The organism is Xanthobacter sp. DMC12, from assembly GCF_056314105.1.
Window position 1 is genome coordinate 1 of record NZ_JBQUYZ010000002.1, and the last position, 19,948, is coordinate 19,948.

Below are 19,948 nucleotides of genomic sequence, written 5' to 3' on the forward strand. Positions count from 1 at the left end.
AAGTTGTATGAGATTGATCCGGCGTCGCTACGAAACTTACACTCATCTAGACGAGGTCGAACACTCCAATATCACTCACGTGATAACCAAAGCGTCCGGAGTTCCGTAGACCGCCAAAGTCTCACAGGTCTTTCCCAGCATCGCTGCCAGAAGAGACCCCGCAAGGACTCCGCCGTCCACGTTTCTCTTTCTTCTGTCATACATGTCAAACAGCGGTGGAAGCAGAAGCCTCCCTGCCCTAGAAGGGCCGACAGACGCGCCATCGTCCGGCTCTTTAACCGGCGGCTTCACATCAGTGAAGTCGTGAGGAGCGTCGGAGACGCGCTGTCGATCCGTCCAGTTGGCGGCGGCAGCGCGTCGTCGATGGGCGGTTTATAGGGGCAACCCCCTTCCGGTGTCAACACCCCCGTTTTCAGCCATCGTGAAGCGCGTATGACGCTGTGGGCAAATCCCCGCCTACCGGGCCACCGCCCGTTGCAATGCAACGATCTTCGGCCTGTGGACATATTGCGCTGCAAGAGCGGCTCGAATCGCAGTCGGCGAAGCTTCAGCCGAAAAATTCCGGATCTTTTTCCCCAGTGCCCCGCCGAAAAGCCCCGGCCCTCGCTCGGCGCCCCCCTCCGGGGCGTACGGATCGCGCTCGCGCGCGTGCGCGCGCATATGGATGTGTCGATTTGAATGCGCGGCCCCCTGCCGGGACCCCAGCGCGGCGCGACGGCAACGCCGACGCCATGCTTTTGCCGCCTCCGGACCCTCACATGCGCCGCCACGGACGGGGCCGACGGGGCGTGATTTGCGCCGCGTCATTGACGGGTGGTGAGGCGGGAGGCATGTTCGCCAAACGTCTTGTTCGCCGAACGTGTTGGCAACCGTTTTTGCAGAAACCCTGGCGGGTAACGGCCTGTGCGCCGCACACGCGCACGCAGCTGAGGGACGCAGATTGTATCATCGACGATCAGCCGGGGACTGGCGCGACGCCACGAGCGCTGCCGGTCTCGGCGACGACCCCCCGCTCGGGGTGGACGGAGATGAAGAGGATATCGACCGGCGCCGCGTCTCCGCGCGCTGGTTCGCCGCCACGCTGCTCACGGCCTTGTGTGGTTCTTTCCTGATGGGCGGCGCCGTTTATGCGGCGCTGGACGGCGAGCACCGCTTCGCGCTCATGCCGGAAAAGGTGCGCAACGCCATCCGCGGCGCGCTGGCCGTGGGTGAGCGCCCGGTCAACTCGGCCCGCAAGGGCGATCGCATGTCGCTCCTCGGCGACGTCGCCACCGCCCGCCAGACCTTCCGCGTCTCCACCGCCACCAAGATGGGTGACCGCGAGATCATCAAGGTGCGTCCCTTCACCCGGGTGGCGGCGAACCTCGCCATGTCCACCACCTCGGTGTCCTCCAACATCCCGCGCTTCAATCCGGCCCAGCTCGTGGCCGATTCCAGCAAGGACGAGGTCGCGCCCCAGGCCGAGCCCACCGGCGAGGTGACGCTGGTGATGCGCGATATCTCCAGCCTGCCGCCGAGCACCCGCCTTGGCGCCGCGACCTCCATGGAAAACGTGCTGGTGAAGGTGCGCGAGGTGGCCGAGCTGACCCGCGTGCAGCCCGGCCAGGGCGGATTGCCCGCCGCCATCGTCGCCGGCCAGCCGGGCTTCCCGCCCCAGATGGCGGCCCAGGCCGCGACGTCGCCCTACCTCTCCTATGCCAGCGTCGGCAACGCGCTCGGCTCGCCGGGCCTGCCGGCCTCCGCCGTTCCCGCCGCCCACGCGCCGCCCGGCGCCGCCAATGCGCCGGTGCCGGTGGCACCGAACAACATCAGCTTCGTGCCCAAGACCTCCGACGAGACCTCCGGCGGCAACGACTGGTCGGACGCCACCGTGGTGGTGAAGAAGGGCGACACCATCGTCTCCATCCTCATGGACAACGGCGTCTCCAAGGAAGACGCCCGCGCCGCCGCCGCCGCCTTCCAGCGCGGACGGGACGGCACGGTGAAGGATGGCCTGCGCATGCACCTGCTGCTGCAGGAAGAGAACAAGCGGGTGCGCCCGCTGCGCATCTCCATCTTCAGCGACCTCGGCCACGAGGGCACCGTCGCGCTCTCCGACAAGGACGAGTTCGTCAACGTTCCCGAGCCGTCCGAGACCGAGATGGCCGGCGTCTCCGAGGATACGGACGAGGATGACGGCGGCCCCGGCATCCGGCTCTACGAGAGCATCTACGAGACCGCGCTGCGCAACGACGTGCCGCGCAGCGTCATCGCCGACCTCATCCGCGTCTATTCCTTCGACGTGGACTTCCAGCGCCGGGTGAAGCCGGGCGACAGCTTCGAGGTGCTGTTCTCGGACGACCCGGGCGCCTCCAACGACGTGCTCTACGCCGCCCTCACCGTGAACAAGGAAACGCGACGCTACTTCCGCTTCCAGACCACGGACGACGGCCTCGTCGATTATTATGACGAGGACGGCAAGAGCGCGAAGAAGTTCCTGGTCAGAAAGCCCATGGCGGGCGGCATCATGCGCTCGCCCTTCGGTTATCGCCGCCACCCCATCCTCGGCTATTCCAAGCTGCATACGGGCGTGGACTGGGCCGACGCCATCGGTTCGCCCATCTATGCCGCGGGCAATGGCACCATCATCTACGCCAACTGGAAATCCGGCTACGGTAAGCACACGGAAATCCAGCACGCCAACGGCTACGTCACCACCTATTCGCACCAGTCCGGCTTCGCCCGCGGCATCCGCGAGGGCGTGACGGTGCGCCAGGGCCAGCTCATCGGCTATCTCGGCAACACCGGCCTCTCCACCGGCCCGCATCTGCACTACGAAGTGAAGATCAACGGCAACTTCGTCGATCCCATGCGCATCCGACTGCCCCGCGGCCGGGCGCTGGACGGCAAGTTCCTCGCCGAGTTCAAGAAGGAGCGGGAGCGCATCGAGGCCCTGCTCAGCCACGCCCCGGTGCCGCCCAAGGTGGCGAACGCCTCCGGCTCCAAGACCCGCGCCGCCAGCAACTGACGGCCCGCCCTTCCCCTGTCGTGCGCGGGGGGAGGCGCTCGTCTTCAAAAGACCGCTGGACACGCGGGATGGCGCCGCAGGCGCGGCTGCACTTCGCCACAAACAAAGCTTGACCTTGGGGACGGTTCAGCTACCGCTGCGACCGGTTGAAAGCCAAACCTTTCTCTCCCAGAGGACTGCCCCCATGAGCGGCCCCTTCCGTGGTTCGGTTCGTTCCCTCGCCTGCGCCCTCCTTCTCGCCACCGCGCTTCCCGCCCTCGCCGCCGCCGATCCGTTGGGTGACTATGTGACCGCCCGCGACAAGGCCATCGCGGCATCCCTCGCCGCCGGCAAGGCCGGCAAGAGCGGCGACGAGGCCGTGATCAAGCGCGAGGAAGCCGCGCTCAAGGACCTCGGCAAGCGCATGACCGTCGTCATCGGCCCGGTGAAGTTCAAGGGCCTCGGCGACCCGCAATATACCCTGCGGGTGCTGACCTACGACGAGAACACCCCCGCCAAGGATCTCGACGGCATCTCTTTCGCCGCCAAGGATTTCAACACCCGCCTCGTGGTGGCGCCCGACAGCCTCTTCACCGCCTGGCTCGCCGCCCGCGCCAAGGATCCGGACGCCCCGAAAGCCTTCGCCTCCGGCCTGAAGGAGGCGGCGGGCACGTCCGAGTTCTACACCAACGCCATCGCCTTCGACGGCGGCTACTACCAGCCCTATGTGGAGCTGCCCGTGGCCGCCGCGCCGGGCGAGACCGCCATCGCCTGGCTGGGCCTCCAGACCGAGGAACCCGCCGGCAATACCGCGCCCAACGAGATCGCCATCGTGCGCGTGGGCGGCGGCAAGGCCATGGTGGGCGTGACCATGACGAAGCTGGACGTGAAGCCCATCGCCGCCTGCGACGCCATCTGGCAGCCCTTCAAGACCAAGGCCGACGCGCTGCAGAAGCAGGTGGAGAAGGACAACAAGGACCAGGACCCGCGCTGGGAGCAGATCACCAAGATCCAGGACGAAGGCTCGATCGCCTATCGCGCCTGCTTCTTGAAGGAAGCCCCCGGCCAGCCCTTCTTCGCCGCCGCCGTGAAGAAGGCGGAAGCCTTCCTTGCCACGTCCCGGGGACAGTGAGCGGGCTACCTTCATCACGCATTGATTTTTACCATTGGCGGCGCAGATTGCGCCGCCAATGTCGTTTCAAGCCATGAGAGTCCCCATGATGCGCCCCCGCCCCGCCGGATGCTCCTCTCTCCGCCTGGCCGCGGTGCTGCTCGCGGGACTTCTCGCCGCGCCGGCGGCGGCCCGTGCGGATGCGGCGGACGACTACATCGCCGCCCACACCAGGGCCGAGGCGGAGGTGGCCGCCGCCGTGAAGACGGGCAAGAGCGATGGCGACATCGACAAGCTCAGCGCGCCGCTGCTGAAGGATCTGGAAAAGCGGATGGTCGCCCTCCTCGGGCCGCTCAGCTTCAAGGGCACGCAGAAGAAGCCCATCTTCATGCCCTCCTCGCTCAACCCGGAATTTCTGGAATCCAAGGAGCCGGACGGCCTTCTCTTCTCCGGCGCCAACCTCACCACCCGCTATTTCGTCTCCCCCGAGCCCGTCTTCACCCAGTGGCTTGCCGCCCGCGCCAAGGAGGAGGACGCCGCCCCCGAGCTGCGCCTCGGCCTCAAGGGGGCCATGGGCACGGAGCCCTTCTATTTCGCCGTGCTGGGCACGGATGCCGCCTTCATCAAATACATGGACCTGCCGGTGACGGCCGGCGAGGGCGAGAGCGTCACCGCCGCGCTCGGCCTCTTCACCCAGTCGGGCCAGCAGAACGATCCGCCCAGCAGCATCGTCTTCACCCGCATCGGCGACGGCCGCGTGGTGGTGGGCACGGCGGACCTCAAGGCCAGCATCAAGCCCCTGCCCGCCTGCGAAGCCATCTGGAAGGAAGCCAACGCCAAGGCCACCAAGCTCGAAGACGCCGCCGGCAAGACCCGCAACGACGAGGACCCGCGCTGGAAGCAGGCCGAACAGGTCCGCGAAGCCGGCGGCGACGCCTTCCGCGCCTGCTTCGTCAAGGCCGCGCCGGGACTGCCGTTTTTCCCGGGCGCGGTGAAGCGCGCGGAGGAGCTGGTCCAGGCGGCGCGGGGGAAGTAGGCGTCAGGCTTTCCAGAAGTCGGCGGCGCCTTCGGGCAGGGTGGCGAGGACGCGGTCGAGCTTGTCCGCATCCATGTTCCGCCGCAGCGCCGCCGCTACGTCGGCGATGGCCGAGGCCGGCGCGAAATTGTGGTGACGGCGCAGGTCCTGCACCTCCGCCGTCATCGTCTCCCGATCCGCGAACGGCCGCCGCGGCTCGGCCGTGTCCCAGTCCGCCACGAAGATGGCCCGCAACACGGGCGGCAGCGCCCCCGCAAAGCGGATCGCCTCCTCCACCGACAGCCGCCGCCGGAACACCACCAGCACCCCCTCGACCATGGTGTAGGTCTGATTGCGCGTGGTGAGCCCAGCCGTGTCCCGCGCGTCGGCGAGGAAGCGGTCGAACTGCTCGGTGGCGTGCTGGAGGTCGAGGGGTATGGTCATGGGCTAATGCGGGGGAGCTGAAGCGCTGCTCATGCATTCAAACCCTTTGCGAAGCGGCAGCTGCCTCGATCCATTTCAGGATGTCGGGAAAATCTCGTGCACAATGAAGGGCGATATCATCGAATATCAGCTGGTCCCTCATCGAATGCGGCTTGCAGGCTAAATAGAATTTTCGTCCTTCGTACTCGACGTATATGACCCACTCGCCCGTTAACTTCCCCTCAGCGGCGCGTTTCTCGAATGGCTCTCGTGTCACGCGACGAGCGAGCTCGGCGACAACGTCCTCAGTAATTACATCACCCGCGCGGGAGCCAAGCACCTCGTGAACGAGGTTTTTAAGTCCGTGCTTGCCGAGGCCGAGACTTATGTTGTGCGCGATAAACCGCGCTGCGAAAAAATGTTTGTGCCAAAGGCCCTTTAGTGGGGGAAATTTGAACTGCGCAGGAGGTTTGACCCTCGATCCGGAAACAAGCCCCTCCAGTTCGTCAATAGATTGAATAATTTCAAAGGGATTGATGCCGTAAGTCGCTTCCAAAGCAAACATGTCGATCCATATTAGCGTCGACATACGATTCCGGTAAGGTCTTGTTCCGCCGTAAACAACACGGAACCGCTCAAGCTCTTTCATTGGGATGCTGAGAGCAGGCGGCACCATGGATTCGAAGCCGTCCGACATGTCACATTCCGCTGAACCAAGTTCCTGACTGCAATGTACGGCGTAACGACAGCGCGAACCTTCATGTCGCTGGGCTAACCACCGCTCCCCAAAAGCTACGGCGCGCATCAACCACGTCGACTTTACCGTAGGTTCATTTCAGATCAAACGACTGTCGGCGCGCACCGTCACGCTTGACGTCTTCTACGCGCCCTTCCTCGCAAGTAAATCGACAGCAGAGGCGCCGTCGGCTCTGCACTTCAGGCTACCCCCTCGCCGCGCACCCCCGCAAAAAACCCCCGGCGCTCGTACGCCGGGGGTCCGTTCTCACACCCTAAACCCTAACCCTCAGGCCGCCTGATCCACCTTCGGCGCCTCGCTGGCGAAGGTCAGGTGGCCGTCGGCCAGCCCCACGGTCACCTTGGCGCCGTCGAGGATCTCGCCGCCGAGGATCTTCTCGGCCAGGGGGTCCTGCACCAGCTTCTGGATGGTGCGCTTCAGGGGGCGCGCGCCATAGGCCGGGTCGTAGCCCTTTTCGGCGAGGAAGCTGCGCGCCTCGGGGGAGAGCTCGATGGTGATCTTGCGATCCTCCAGGAGCTTGCGCAGCCGGCCCAGCTGGATGTCCACGATGTGGTCCATCTGGTCCCGCTTCAGGCGGTGGAACATGACGATCTCGTCGATCCGGTTGATGAATTCCGGGCGGAAGTGACGCCGCACGGCCCCCATCACCATGTCGTAGGCCTCCTCGTCGGACACCACCTCGTCGCCCGCATGGCCCGGCACCTTGAAGCCCATGGGCTGGCGCGGATCGGCGAGGAATTCGGCGCCGAGGTTCGAGGTCATGACGATCAGCACGTTGCGGAAGTCCACCGTGCGGCCCTGTCCGTCCGTCAGGCGCCCGTCGTCGAGCACCTGCAGGAGGACGTTGAACACGTCCGGATGCGCCTTCTCCACCTCGTCGAACAGCACCACCTGATATGGCCGGCGCCGCACGGCTTCGGTGAGGGCACCGCCCTCGTCATAGCCCACATAGCCGGGAGGGGCGCCGATCAGCCGGCTCACGGAGTGCTTCTCCATGTATTCCGACATGTCGATGCGCACCATCGCCGTCTCGTCGTCGAACAGGAACTCGGCCAGCGCCTTGGTCAGCTCCGTCTTGCCGACGCCCGTTGGGCCGAGGAAGAGGAACGAGCCGATGGGCCGGTTCGGGTCCTGCAGGCCGGCGCGGGCGCGGCGCACGGCGGTGGAGACGGCGGCCACGGCCTCCGACTGGCCCACCACGCGCTTCGCCAGCTCCAGCTCCATGCGCAGCAGCTTCTCGCGCTCGCCTTCGAGCATCTTGTCCACCGGCACGCCGGTCCAGCGGGAGACGACGCCGGCGATGTGGCTGGGCGTCACCGCCTCTTCCACCATGCCGCCGGCCGCGCCCGCCTTCTCGATGTCGGCGAGCTTCTTCTCCAGCTCCGGGATCACCGAATAGGTCAGCTCGCCGGCCTTCTGGTATTCGCCCTGCCGCTGCGCGGAGGCGAGGTCGGCGCGCGCCTGGTCGAGCTTGGCCTTGACGGTGGTCGCCTCGCCCAGCTTCTCCTTCTCGGACTTCCACTTGGAGGTGAGGACCGAGGCCTTCTCCTCCAGGTCCGCCAGCTCCTTCTCGGACCGCTTCAGACGGTCGCGGGAGGCGCTGTCGGTCTCCTTCTTCAGGGCCTCCTGCTCGATCTTGCGGCGCATGATCTCGCGGTCGAGGCTGTCCAGCTCCTCCGGCTTGGAATCCACCTGCATGCGCAGGCGCGAGGCCGCCTCGTCCACAAGGTCGATGGCCTTGTCGGGCAGGAAGCGGTCGGTGATGTAGCGGTTGGAGAGAACCGCCGCAGACACCAGCGCGGAGTCGGTGATGCGCACGCCGTGGTGCAGCTCGTACTTCTCCTTCAGGCCGCGCAGGATGGAGACGGTATCCTCCACCGTGGGCTCGGAAACGAAGACGGGCTGGAAACGACGGGCCAGCGCCGCGTCCTTCTCCACGTGCTTGCGGTATTCATCGAGCGTGGTCGCGCCGACGCAGTGCAGCTCGCCGCGGGCAAGGGCGGGCTTCAGCAGGTTGGACGCATCCATGGCGCCGTCGGTCTTGCCGGCGCCGACGAGGGTGTGCATCTCGTCGATGAACAGGATGATGCCGCCCTCGGCAGCCTCGACCTCGGAGAGCACGCTCTTCAGGCGCTCCTCGAACTCGCCGCGATACTTCGCGCCGGCGATGAGCGAGCCCATGTCGAGGGAGAGAAGGCTCTTGTCCTTCAGGCTCTCGGGCACGTCGCCGTCCACGATGCGGCGGGCCAGGCCTTCCACGATGGCGGTCTTGCCGACGCCGGGCTCGCCGATGAGCACGGGGTTGTTCTTGGTGCGGCGCGCCAGCACCTGAATGGTGCGGCGGATCTCCTCGTCGCGGCCGATCACCGGGTCGAGCTTGCCGTCCCGCACGGCCTGGGTGAGGTCGCGGGCGTATTTCTTCAACGCGTCATAGGCGTTCTCGGCGGTGGCGGTGTCCGCGGTGCGGCCCTTGCGCAGGGCCTCGATGGCCGCGTTCAGGGTCTGCGGGGTCACGCCCGCCTTCGCCAGCATCTTGCCGGCGTCGGTGTCCTTCTCGATGGCGAGGGCAAGCAGCATCCGCTCGACGGTGACATAGCCGTCACCCGCCTTCTTGGCCGCCTGCTCGGCGGTCTCGAACACCTTGGCGAGCTGCTGGGACACGTAGACCTGTCCCGAGCCGCCCGACACCTTCGGCAGCTTCTTCAGCGCCGCTTCCACCTCGGCACGCACCAGCACGGGATTGCCGCCCGCGCGCTGGATGAGGCCCGAGCACAGGCCTTCGGGATCGTCCATCAGCACCTTCAGGAGGTGCTCCGGCGTGAACTGCTGGTTGCCCTCCCGCACCGCCAGCGACTGGGCGGACTGGACGAAGCCCCGCGCGCGCTCGGTATAGATCTCAAAATTCATCTGTCTCTCCTCCTTCCCGCGCCCGATACCTTCTCAAGAAGCATAGCGGGCGCGGCGGGACACGGTCCCGGCATCCCCGGCTACCGTCGCGCAGGCGGAACAAACCTGCGCCGTGCCTCATGTGGGTGTGGCCCCGCAGCAACGGAAGGGGGTGACGGAACGATTTCGAGCCGGCCGGGCCAGACCGCGCCGCCACCCCCTTCCGAGACCCCGACGTTAGGTCAGGCGGGCGGCCATCGCCTTGATCCAGGCGAAATTTTCACCGGCCTTGACCGAGCCGGCGGGGCATGGGACGCGAGGGCCTCCGGACCCGAAGGAGCGCCCCGCATGCCTGTGTCGTCCGCCGCCTCGACCTCCACCATTCCGGCGGCCGCGCTGCCCCCCGCCACCGTCACCGCCCTCTACCGCCATCCGGTGAAGGGCCTCTCGCCCGAGGCGCTGGACGCCGTGGAGCTGACGGCCGGCGCCTTCTTTCCCAACGATCGCCTCTATGCGGTGGAGAACGGCCCCAGCGGCTTCGATCCCGCCGAACCCTCCTACCGGCAGAAGACCGCCTTCCTGATGCTGATGCGGGACGCCCGCCTCGCCGCCCTCGCCTCCCGCTATGACGCGGCGACGGGCACGCTCACGCTCTCCCTCGACGGCCATGAGGTGGTGGCGGCCAACCTTGCGACACCCGAGGGCCGGGCGGAGGTGGAGGCCTTCCTCACCTTCTATATGGGCGAGGAGGCGCGCGGCCCGCTGAAGCTGCTCACCGCGCCGGAGGGCTTCCGCTTCACCGATTCGCTGCGCTCCGGCTTCCTCTCCTTGCTCAATCTCGAAAGCGTGCGCGATCTCGGCGCGCGCATGGAGGCGGAGCTGGACCCCCGCCGCTTCCGCATGAACCTCCATCTGGAAGGCTGGCCGGCGGGCGCGGAGCTGGAGCTGTCCGGCGCGCGGCTCGATGTGGGAACGGCGCGCATCGCCATCCTCAAGCGCACCGAGCGCTGCGCCGCGGTGAACGTGAACCCTTCGACCGCCGCCCGCGACCTCAATGTGGTGAAGGGCCTCGTTTCCGCCTACGGCCACGCTGACTGCGGTATCTATGCCAAGGTGGTGCGGTCCGGCCGGGTCGCGGTCGGCGACACCATCCGCCCCGCCGCCGACTGATGCCTCCCGGGAGAAATCCATGCGCCTGCCATCCGCCCTTCTCGCCGCCACGCTCGCCATCGCGCTGATCGTCCCCGCCTCCGCCGCCAGCTTTTCCTGCAACGGCGTGACGGCGCCCGACGAGGTGGCCATCTGCAAGAGCTGCGACCTCGCCCAGCTCGACGTGAAGATGGCGACGCTCTACGGCGTCATCACCAAGATGGTCGGCATGGGCCAGCGCGGCATGATCCAGGACGACCAGCGCGCCTGGCTGGTGCAGCGCGCGAGCTGCAAGGGCGACGCCGCCTGCATCTCCGCCTCCTACCAGGCCCGCATCAGCGAGATCGAGGGCATGCTCTCCGACATCTATTCCCGCGGCCCGTTCTGAGGCATGGTCCGGCGATGATCTCCCCCTCCCCCGCGGCGCTTTCATCGTCGGATTTCGATCGCGTCGACACCTGGGTGTTCGACCTCGACAACACCCTCTATCCCGCCCAGCACGACCTCTGGGGCCAGATCGACGCCCGGATGAAGGCGTATATCTCCGACCGCCTCGGCATCGCGCCCGAGGAGGCATTCCGCATCCAGAAGGACTATTACCGGCGCTACGGCACCTCCCTGCGCGGGCTGATGATCGAGCACGGGGTGGAGCCGGCGGCCTTCCTCGCCCATGTCCACGACGTGGACCTCTCCACCCTCGACGCCTCCCCCCGCCTCGCCGCCGCCATCGAGGCGCTGCCGGGGCAGAAGCTCGTCTACACCAACGGCTCCGAGCGCCACGCCCGCAACGTGCTGGAAAAGCTCGGCATGGACGCGCACTTCACGGCCGTCCACGACATCGTGGCCGCCGAATTCCATCCCAAGCCCACGGAGGAAGCCTACGAGCGCTTCCTGCGCGCCCACGGGGTGGAAGCGGCCCGCGCCGCCATGTTCGAGGACCTCGCCCGCAATCTGGAGGTGCCCCACCGCCTCGGCATGGTGACGGTGCTGGTGGTGCCGCCCGGCCAGACGGTGGCGGCGCGCGAGAGCTGGGAGTTCGAGGGCCGTGAGGACGCCTACGTGAACCACGTGACGGAAGACCTCGCCGGCTTCCTCGAAACCGTCGCCCGCGACCTGCCCCCGCCCCTGCCGGCGGACCCGGAGTAGGAGACGGCCATGGCCGGCGCCACCCGGAGCATCCGCACCCTCACTCCCGCCGAGGTGGACACCGCCGTGGACTGGGCTGCCCGCGAGGGCTGGAATCCCGGCCTCGCCGACGCCGCCGCCTTCCTCGCGCAGGATGCGCACGCCTTCCGCGGCCTCTTCCTCGACGGCGCGCTGGCCGCGGTCATCTCCGCGACGCGCTATGCGGGCGGCTTCGCCTTCGTCGGCTTCTACATCTGCCGCCCGGACCTGCGCGGCGAAGGCCATGGCCTCGCGCTGTGGCAGGACACCTTCCGCACCCTCGACGGCCCTGTCGGGCTCGATGCGGTGGTGGAGCAGCAGGCCACCTACGCGCGCGACGGTTTTAAGCGCGCCTACGCCAATTTCCGTTTCGGCGGGATGGCACCGGAGGCTGCGCCCGACCCTCGGGTGGTGGACATCACCCCCGCGCATCTTCCCGCCATCGAAGCGCTGGACCGCACCTGCTTCGGCTTTCCCCGGCCGGATTTCCTGAAGGCCTGGCTCGCGCCGCCGCAGGGACGGGCCTGCGTCTTCGTTCAGGACGGCGCGGTGAAGGGATACGGCGTCATCCGCCGCTGCCGGACGGGATGGAAGATCGGCCCGCTCTTCGCCGACGACGCGGCGGTGGCCGGCGCGCTCTTCTCCACCCTCGCGCGCACGGCCGCAGGCGATCAGGTGTTCCTCGACATCCCCGATCCCAATCCCGCCGCCCGCGCCCTCGCGGAGGGGGCCGGCCTCGCCCCGGTGTTCGAGACCGGCCGCATGTATCGCGGCGCAGGGCCGGAGCTGCCGCTCCATCGGATCTTCGGAATCACGACTTTCGAGCTGGGGTGAGGACGTCGGAAGCCCTCACCGCCCGCGATACGCCGCCTGATCGATGCCGTGGCGGCGGAGCTTGTCGTAGAAGGTCTTGCGGGGGATGCCGAGGGCGGCCACCGTGGCCTGCACATCCCCCTTGTTGGCTTCCAGCGCGGCGCGGATTTCCTGCGCCTCGAAGGCATCCACCCGCTCCGGCAGGGTGCCCTTGCCGCCGCCGGCCTCGGCCGGAACGGAGGCCGCCTCCGGCTCCACCAGCCCCAGCGCCACCCGCTCGGCATAATGCACCAGCTCGCGCACGTTGCCCGGCCAGTCATGCTCGGCGAGATGGCGCAAGACGCCGGCATCAAGCTCCGGCGGGGCACGGTTGAAGCGCTCGGCGGCGCGGGCGAGGAAGTGGCCGAACAGCAGCGGCACGTCGCCCCGCCGGTCGCGCAGCGCGGGGATGCGCACGGACGCGACGTGCAGGCGGTAATAGAGATCCTCGCGGAAGCTGCCCTGCCGCACCAGCGCCGGCAGGTCCACCTTGGAGGCGGCCACCACGCGGATGTCCACGCGGCGCGTCTCGTTGGTGCCCAGCGGGGCGATCTCGCGCGCCTCCAGCACGCGCAGCAGCTTCACCTGAAGGGCCGGCGACATGGCCTCGATCTCGTCGAGGAAGAGGGTGCCGCCATGGGCGTGCTCGATGCGCCCCACCCGCTTCTTGACCGCGCCCGTGAAGGCGCCGGCCTCGTAGCCGAACAGTTCGCTCTCGATCACCGTCTCCGGCAGCGCGCCGCAATTGACCGCCACCAGCGGACGGGTGGCGCGGCGGCTCCAGCGGTGGAGGGCGGTGGCCACCACCTCCTTGCCGGAGCCGGTCTCCCCCTCCACCAGCACGTCCACGTCGGCATCGGCGATCTGGCGCAGCATCTGCCGCAGGCGCGCCATCACCGCGCTGGTGCCGAGCAGGGGCAGGTCGTCCTGCGTGGTGGCGACGGCGCGCTTCAGCTCGCGGTTTTCCAGCACCAGCCGGCGGCGGTCGAGCGCATGGCGGATGCTGGCGACGAGCCGCTCGGAGGCATAGGGCTTGGCGAGGAAGTCGTAGGCGCCCTCGCGCATGGCATCCACCGCCATGGCGATGTCGCCGTGGCCGGTGACGAGGATCACCGGCAGATCGGGATCGCGGGCCTTCAGCCGGCGGAACAGCTCCAGCCCGTCGATGCGCGGCATGCGCACGTCAGTGACGACGACGCCGGGAAAGTCCGCGTCGATCACCTCCAGCGCCTCCAGCGCCGAGCCGTAGCCGGCGACGGTGAGGCCGGCGAGCATGAGCGCCTGCACATTGGCTGCGCGCAGCACCGCGTCGTCGTCGATGAAGGCCACGTCCACGGGAAGTCCTGTCATGCGGTGCCGGCTCCTGTCGCGCGGGGCAAGGTGATGGTGAAGACGGCGCCGCCGCTGTTCTCCACCTTCAGGGTGCCGCCGCACTCGGCGATGATGTCCTTGGAGATGACGAGGCCCAGCCCCAGCCCCTGCGGCTTGGTGGTGGTGAAGGGCAGGAAGAGCGCGCCCAGCATCTCCTCCGGCAGGCCCGGGCCGTTGTCGGCGACGGTGACCACCACCGTGTCCGGCCGGGTCTCGACGCGGATGCGGATTTCCCCGTCGCGCCGTGTGCCGATGGCCTCGGCCGCGTTCTGGATGAGATTCACCAGCACCTGCTCGAGGCGCATGCGGTCGCCGGTCACCGCCACGTCCGGCTGGTCGATGTCGAGGGCGAGGGCGATGTCGGTCTGCAGCAGGCGGTAGCGCATGAGCAGCAGCGCGCCGTCGATGACCGGGGCCAGCGCCACCGGCTCGATGCGCGCGGTGGATTTGCGGGCGAAGGCGCGCAATTCCCCGGTGATGGCGCCGATGCGCTCCGTCAGCGCCGCGATGGTGTCGAGATTGGCCGCGGCGGCGGCCGGCTCGCCGCGATCGAGGAAGGCGCGGGAATTCTCCGCGAAGGTGCGGATAGCCGCCACCGGCTGGTTCACCTCATGGGCGACGCCGGCGGCGATCTGGCCGAGCACGGCGAGCTTGGAGGCCTGCACCAGCTCATCCTGCAGGGCATCGAAGGCGAGGCGGGCGCGGCGGCGCTCCTCCATCTCGGTCACCAGTTGCGCATTGGCCGCGGAAAGCTCCGCCGTGCGCTCGACCACGCGGGCCTCCAGCGCCCGCCGGGCCTCGGCCTCCAGCGCCAGCGCCCGGGCGCGGCGACGCCGGCGGGTCCACCACACGCCCGCGGAGCCGAGGCCGATGACGCCGGCGAGCGCCGCCGAGGCGCGGGCCGCCGTGGTGGCGAGGCGCGTGGTGGCGGCGGTGGGCGCGAGCACGGTGAGTGTCCAGGTGGTGGAGGGCACCGGCATGTCCACGGCCACGAAATCCTGCGCCGTGCTGCGGCCGGGCAGGCGCAGGCGCAGCACCCCGCCCGCCTCGGGCGAGGGGCCGAGATCAAGCCGGTTCAGGGGGGAATCGCCGAATTGCAGGCTCTCGCGGATGGCGTCGCGCTCCACGGGATCGAGCGGCACGGTGGTGCGGAAGCGGAAGTCGGGCTCCGAGGCAATGAGCACGATGTGCCGTTCGTCGGTGACGAAAGTGGGCTCGGCAAAGCGCCGCCATTCGGCCTCCAGCCCATCGAACTCGGCCTTCAGCACGAGAACGCCCAGCACCCGGCCCTGCGCCTCCACCCGCTGCGCCAGATAGAGGCCGGGCTTCCGGCTCACGGTCCCGAAGGCGAAATGCTCGGCCCGCCCCTCGGCCAGCGCGTTGCGGAAATAGGGTCGGAAGCCGTAGTCGGAGCCGAGGAAGCTCTCCGGGGTGCGGTAGTTGCTGGCCGCGACCGTGTGGCCCTCGGCATCGATGAGATAGATGACGCCGGTGCGCGCGTCCTCCGCCAGGGCATCGAGCCGCCGGTCCAGGGCATCGAAGCGGGCCGTGTCCGGCGCCTCCAGCGCGCCGCGCACCTCCGGGTCCTGCGCCAGCACCACCGGCAGGGACCGCTGCTTGTCCACCTCGCTGCGCAGCACCGCGACCCGGAGCGCCGCCGCCGTCTCGGCGGAGGCCGCCACCTGCGCCACCGCCCAGCGGCGGGCGGCATAGTCCGCCACCCGGTCGAGCGCGACCATCAGCGCCAGCGCGGCCAGCGCCGCGCCGCCCACCGTCAGCAGGCGGCGGCGGGAGGGGCGCTCGGGACCCGATTCATCGCCCGGCTCGGCCAAGGCAGGCTCTCCTCGTGTGCGGATTTCCGCACAGGCTTTGCCGGCAATGTGCGCCTCACCGCACGCGGTGTCGAGGGGCGCAGCGGGGCGTCCCGGAAAATGGATTGCGAATCAGTCTGTTGCCCGCGTCCCGCGCCACGCTCGGAACTGGCATGCGCCTTGCGCAGGGGGAGACGTCGAGCGGCGCGCTGCGCCGGCCCTTAACGAAGCATCCGGTCCCGAAGTGTCCAGGCCATCCGGCTGAAAGAGGCACCAAGAGCCCGGCGGAGGAAGGTCTGAGATGGCCCACGCGATTCCGGCGCATCCCGCGCCCCATCATTACCCGCGCAAGTTCTACCACCACCTCTATTTCCAGGTGATCGTCGCGATCATCGCCGGCTCGCTGCTCGGCCATTTCTATCCGGACTTCGGCGCCAGCCTGAAGCCGCTGGGCGACGCCTTCATCAAGCTGGTGAAGATGGTGATCGCGCCGGTCATCTTCCTCACCGTCGTCACCGGCATCGCCGGCATGCGCGACATGGGCAAGGTCGGCCGCGTGGCCGGCAAGGCCATGATCTACTTCCTCACCTTCTCCACGCTGGCCCTCATCATCGGCCTCATCGTGGCGAACGTGGTGCAGCCCGGCGCCGGGCTCAACATCGATCCCAAGACGCTGGATCCCAAGGCCGTCGCCACCTATGCGGCGAAGGCGCACGACGCCTCCATCATCGGCTTCCTGATGGACATCATCCCGGCGACGCCGGTGTCGGCCATGGCCAATGGCGACATCCTGCAGGTGCTGTTCTTCGCCGTGCTGTTCGGCATCGCGCTGGGCGGCGTGGGCGATCTCGGCACGCCGGTGCTCAAGGTGCTCACCTCCGCCTCGCACGCCATGTTCCGGCTGGTCGCCATCGTCATGAAGGCGGCGCCCATCGGCGCGTTCGGCGCCATGGCCTTCACCATCGGCAAGTACGGCATCGGCTCGGTGAAGAACCTCGCCTTCCTGATCGCCACCTTCTACCTCACCGCCTTCCTGTTCGTGTTCATCGTGCTGGGCCTCGTGGCGCGCTACAACGGCTTCTCCCTGTGGAAGCTGCTGCGCTACATCCGCGAGGAACTGCTCCTCGTGCTCGGCACCTCCTCCTCGGAAGCGGCCCTGCCGGGCCTGATGCTGAAGATGGAGCGCGCCGGCTGCGCCAAGTCGGTGGTCGGCCTCGTGATCCCCACGGGCTATTCGTTCAACCTCGACGGCACCAACATCTACATGACGCTGGCGGCGCTGTTCATCGCGCAGGCCACCGGCATCCACCTGTCGCTCGAAGAGCAGATCCTGCTGCTGCTGGTCGCCATGTTGTCGTCCAAGGGCGCGGCGGGCATCACCGGCGCCGGCTTCATCACGCTCGCCGCCACGCTCTCGGTGGTGCCGTCGGTTCCGGTGGCGGGCCTCGCCCTCATCCTCGGCATCGACCGCTTCATGTCCGAGTGCCGGGCGCTCACCAACTTCGTCGGCAACGCGGTGGCCACCATCGTCGTCGCCCGCTGGGAAGGCGAGCTGGACAAGGCCAAGCTCCTGCGCGTGCTCGACGGCGAGCCCATCTCGCTGGAAGACGAGTTCGACGAGGGCCTCATCTCCACCGCCCCCGGCGTCAAGGCGGTGGCCTGAGCCTCCGTCCGCCGCGCGCGGCACCTGTCCTCCCCAGCTGCCCGCCTCTTCGGAGGCGGGCTTTTTCTTGGCCGTTGCGGCACGCTTGACCGGCCACGGCGGCGGTGACATCCAGACCGCCACGCATCGGGGGCTGAACATGGCAGATGAAGCGGTCGAGACGCCGGAAGATCGTTCGGCGGGCTCCCCCGGCGAGGTGTTCCGCGCCTTCCTCAAGCTCGGGCTGATCTCCTTCGGCGGACCTATCGCCCATCTCGGCTATTTCCGCGCCGAACTGGTGGAGCGCCGCCGCTGGATCGATGACGAGGGCTATGCCGACCTCGTGGCGCTCTGCCAGTTCCTGCCCGGCCCGGCCTCCAGCCAGCTCGGCTTCGCCCTGGGGCTGATCCGGGGCGGCGGCTTTCTCGGTGGGCTCGCCGCCTGGGCCGGCTTCACCCTGCCCTCGGCGCTCCTGCTCGCCGCCCTCGCGCTCCTGTCCTCCTACATGGGCGTCACCGCCCTCACCGGCGGCGTCATCGGGGGCATCCTCCATGGGCTGAAGCTCGTCGCCGTTGCCGTGGTGGCGCAGGCGGTGTGGGGCATGGCGCGGACACTGACCCCGGACCAGCCCCGCGCCGGCATCGCGCTCAGCGCCATCGTCATGGTCACGCTGGCGGCGGGTAGCTTCGGACAGGTGGCGGCCATCATCGTGGGCGCGATGGCCGGGCTGTTCCTCTGCCGGGACGAAGGTCTGACCGCGACGCCCGCCCCGAGCCATCTGCCGGTGCCGCTCAAGCGGCGGACGGGCGCGATCCTGCTCGCGGTATTCGCCCTGTTGCTGGTGCTGCCGCCCCTCTTCAAGGCCGCGTCGCCCTATATCGGCGTGTTCGATTCCTTCTACCGCTCGGGCGCGCTCGTGTTCGGCGGCGGCCATGTGGTCCTGCCGCTGCTGCAGGCGGAAGTGGTGACGACAGGCTGGGTGATGCCCAGCCAGTTCCTCGCCGGCTACGGCCTCGCCCAGGCGGTGCCCGGCCCGCTCTTCACCTTCGCTGCCTGGCTCGGCGCGGTGATGGCGCCGCCCGCCGGCGGAGTGACGGGCGCCGCGGTGGCGCTGGTGGCGGTGTTCCTGCCCGGCCTGCTGCTGGTGACGGGCACGCTGCCCTTCTGGAGCACGTTGCGCGGCATGCCGCTGGCGCAAGCCGCCATGCGCGGGGCCAACGCGGCGGTGGTGGGAATCCTCGGCGCCGCGCTCTACACCCCGGTCTTCACCGGCGCCGTGCTGCGGCCGATGGATTTCGCCGCCGCCGTCACCGGCTTCCTGCTGCTCACGGTGTGGAAGGTGCCGCCGCTGGCGGTGGTGGTGGTGCTGGCGGTGCTCGGGCCGTTCCTGGCGGGACTCTATTAGGGCACGCCCCGCCCTCAGGCTCGCGCAAGCCTCGGCGGCCATCCTGGAAAAAAGTCCCCGTTCGACCGACACGAGCGGTGGAGTGCCTGCGCGCCTCCACAGGGGGACACCCGGAGGAAGCAAGGCACCCATGGCGACATCCAGCACGGCCCGGACGCCTCCCCCATCATCCGTACCCTCGCCGGGCGATCTTGAGGGCGACGTGGCCGCCCTCGGCCCCGCCGTGGACATCTCGGCCAGCCTCAACGAGATCCTGTGCCTGATGGCCTGGTCCAACGGCAATGCGCGCAAGCTCGCCGGCGAGACCACCTCTGCCTCCTCCGCGGTGGCGCAGATCGCCGCCACCATCGAGACCATCGCCCAGCTCGGCACCGATGCGGGAACGACGGCCGGGGACGCCCTGCGGCTCGTCACCTCCGGCACCGCCAAGACGCGCACCGCCGGGCAGGCGATGACCGGCATCGCGGAAGCCTTCGGCGAGCTGGAGGCGCGGCTCGCCCATCTGAACGCCGCGACGCGCTCCATCGGCGGCTTCGCCACCTCCATCGGCTCCATCTCGCGACAGACCAAGCTGCTCGCGCTGAACGCCACCATCGAGGCGGCGCGGGCGGGCGAGGCCGGGCGCGGGTTCGCGGTGGTCGCGGCCGAGGTCAAGGCCCTGTCCGAGGAGGCCTCGCGCACCACCGACCTCATCCGCGACCAGCTCCAGGCCTTGTCCGGCGTGGTCAAGGACATGATGGACGCCATGGGCGCCGGCGCCACGCGGGTGGAGGAGGGGCGTGCCATCGTCGAGTCCGTGATGACCGACATGGACGGCATCGAAACCCGCGTCAGCGCCTCCACGGACGGGGTGGCCCGCATCGCCGTGATGCTCGGCGAGCGGCGCGCGGCACTGCGCGACCTCGCCGAACGGCTGGGGGAGATCGCCCGTCTCGCCAACCAGAACGAGACCGATTCCGCCACCGCCGCCGGCCTTCTCGGCCGCGCTGATGCCGTCGCCGGCGAACTCATCGCCCGCGCCGCGGCCAGGGCCGGGGCCGCCGCCGCCATCTGCCGCCTCAAGTCCGATCACATGGCGTGGAAGCGCGGCCTCGCCGAGTGCCTCGCCGGCGTGACCCGGGCCGATCCGCGCGCGTTCCAGGCCCGCAACGCGCCCTTCGGCAACGGCTTTGCCGGCATCGACCCTGCGACTGTGACCGATCCGGCGATCCTGTCCCAGCTGGCGGGGCTCGGGCGGCAGCTCGCGGCGTGCGGCGAGCACATCGTCGCGGGCACCGCGCAGGGCGACATGGGCGGCGCCATCGACGCCTACATGACCATGGATGCCCTTTCCGCCGATGCCCTCGCGCTGATGGCCCGCCTGCGCGGGCGATAGG

The 19,948-nt window shown here is 68.8% G+C and carries 15 protein-coding genes; 10 read left to right on the forward strand and 5 right to left on the reverse strand.

What is annotated here, in order from left to right:
* Positions 1–940 precede the first annotated feature (940 nt).
* The 3 genes from ACT535_RS08210 (at position 941) to ACT535_RS08220 (ending at position 5,133) form a co-directional block, all read left to right on the forward strand.
* On the forward strand, positions 941–3,007 hold the full coding sequence (locus tag ACT535_RS08210; RefSeq protein ID WP_476364013.1) for a peptidoglycan DD-metalloendopeptidase family protein: 2,067 nt from the start codon (positions 941–943) through the stop codon (positions 3,005–3,007).
* A gap of 184 nt (positions 3,008–3,191) precedes the next feature.
* On the forward strand, positions 3,192–4,118 hold the full coding sequence (locus ACT535_RS08215) for a hypothetical protein (RefSeq protein ID WP_476364014.1): 927 nt from the start codon (positions 3,192–3,194) through the stop codon (positions 4,116–4,118).
* A gap of 85 nt (positions 4,119–4,203) precedes the next feature.
* Positions 4,204–5,133 (forward strand): hypothetical protein, encoded by a 930-nt coding sequence (locus tag ACT535_RS08220; protein WP_476364015.1) that lies wholly within the window; start codon positions 4,204–4,206, stop codon positions 5,131–5,133.
* A 3-nt stretch (positions 5,134–5,136) separates the two neighbouring features.
* On the opposite strand, the gene ACT535_RS08225 is transcribed toward ACT535_RS08220, so the two are convergent.
* The 3 genes from ACT535_RS08225 to clpB form a co-directional block, all read right to left on the reverse strand.
* Positions 5,137–5,556: a DUF2267 domain-containing protein gene (locus tag ACT535_RS08225; protein WP_476364016.1), complete on the reverse strand. Its 420-nt coding sequence runs from the start codon at positions 5,554–5,556 to the stop codon at positions 5,137–5,139.
* A 37-nt stretch (positions 5,557–5,593) separates the two neighbouring features.
* Complete coding sequence (locus ACT535_RS08230; protein ID WP_476364017.1) at positions 5,594–6,232, reverse strand: hypothetical protein; 639 nt, start codon at positions 6,230–6,232, stop codon at positions 5,594–5,596.
* Between the two features lie 327 nt (positions 6,233–6,559).
* Positions 6,560–9,199, reverse strand: a complete 2,640-nt coding sequence (gene clpB / locus ACT535_RS08235; protein ID WP_476364018.1) for an ATP-dependent chaperone ClpB — start codon at positions 9,197–9,199, stop codon at positions 6,560–6,562.
* 327 nt (positions 9,200–9,526) lie between these two features.
* Here clpB and ACT535_RS08240 point away from each other — a divergent pair, with 327 nt between their 5' ends.
* Genes ACT535_RS08240 through ACT535_RS08255 form a run of 4 tightly spaced genes read left to right on the forward strand, consistent with a single transcriptional unit; the run spans position 9,527 to position 12,325 of the window.
* The gene (locus ACT535_RS08240; protein ID WP_476364019.1) at positions 9,527–10,348 is read left to right on the forward strand and encodes an MOSC domain-containing protein; all 822 of its coding nucleotides are present in this window, start codon (positions 9,527–9,529) and stop codon (positions 10,346–10,348) included.
* 19 nt (positions 10,349–10,367) lie between these two features.
* A complete protein-coding gene (locus ACT535_RS08245) occupies positions 10,368–10,715 on the forward strand; it encodes a lysozyme inhibitor LprI family protein (protein ID WP_476364020.1) in 348 nt (115 codons plus the stop codon).
* A gap of 14 nt (positions 10,716–10,729) precedes the next feature.
* Positions 10,730–11,473, forward strand: coding sequence for a pyrimidine 5'-nucleotidase (locus ACT535_RS08250; protein ID WP_476364021.1), 744 nt, complete (start codon positions 10,730–10,732; stop codon positions 11,471–11,473).
* A 9-nt stretch (positions 11,474–11,482) separates the two neighbouring features.
* Positions 11,483–12,325 carry a GNAT family N-acetyltransferase gene (locus ACT535_RS08255; RefSeq protein ID WP_476364022.1) on the forward strand — a complete coding sequence of 281 codons (843 nt, stop codon included), beginning with the start codon at positions 11,483–11,485 and terminating at the stop codon, positions 12,323–12,325.
* A 15-nt stretch (positions 12,326–12,340) separates the two neighbouring features.
* Here ACT535_RS08255 and ACT535_RS08260 read toward each other — a convergent pair whose 3' ends face one another.
* Both ACT535_RS08260 and ACT535_RS08265 read right to left on the reverse strand, forming a co-directional pair.
* Complete coding sequence (locus ACT535_RS08260) at positions 12,341–13,693, reverse strand: sigma-54-dependent transcriptional regulator (protein ID WP_476364023.1); 1,353 nt, start codon at positions 13,691–13,693, stop codon at positions 12,341–12,343.
* Complete coding sequence (locus ACT535_RS08265) at positions 13,690–15,546, reverse strand: sensor histidine kinase (protein ID WP_476364024.1); 1,857 nt, start codon at positions 15,544–15,546, stop codon at positions 13,690–13,692. Before ACT535_RS08265 ends, ACT535_RS08260 begins: the two co-directional genes overlap by 4 nt.
* A gap of 280 nt (positions 15,547–15,826) precedes the next feature.
* Here ACT535_RS08265 and ACT535_RS08270 point away from each other — a divergent pair, with 280 nt between their 5' ends.
* The 3 genes from ACT535_RS08270 (at position 15,827) to ACT535_RS08280 (ending at position 19,947) form a co-directional block, all read left to right on the forward strand.
* Entirely contained in the window at positions 15,827–17,188 is a 1,362-nt protein-coding gene (locus ACT535_RS08270; protein ID WP_476326290.1) for a dicarboxylate/amino acid:cation symporter, read from the forward strand.
* Positions 17,189–17,327: 139 nt separating this feature from the next.
* Entirely contained in the window at positions 17,328–18,572 is a 1,245-nt protein-coding gene (gene chrA / locus ACT535_RS08275) for a chromate efflux transporter (protein ID WP_476364025.1), read from the forward strand.
* 130 nt (positions 18,573–18,702) lie between these two features.
* Positions 18,703–19,947: a methyl-accepting chemotaxis protein gene (locus ACT535_RS08280; RefSeq protein ID WP_476364026.1), complete on the forward strand. Its 1,245-nt coding sequence runs from the start codon at positions 18,703–18,705 to the stop codon at positions 19,945–19,947.
* Position 19,948: the final 1 nt, after the last annotated feature.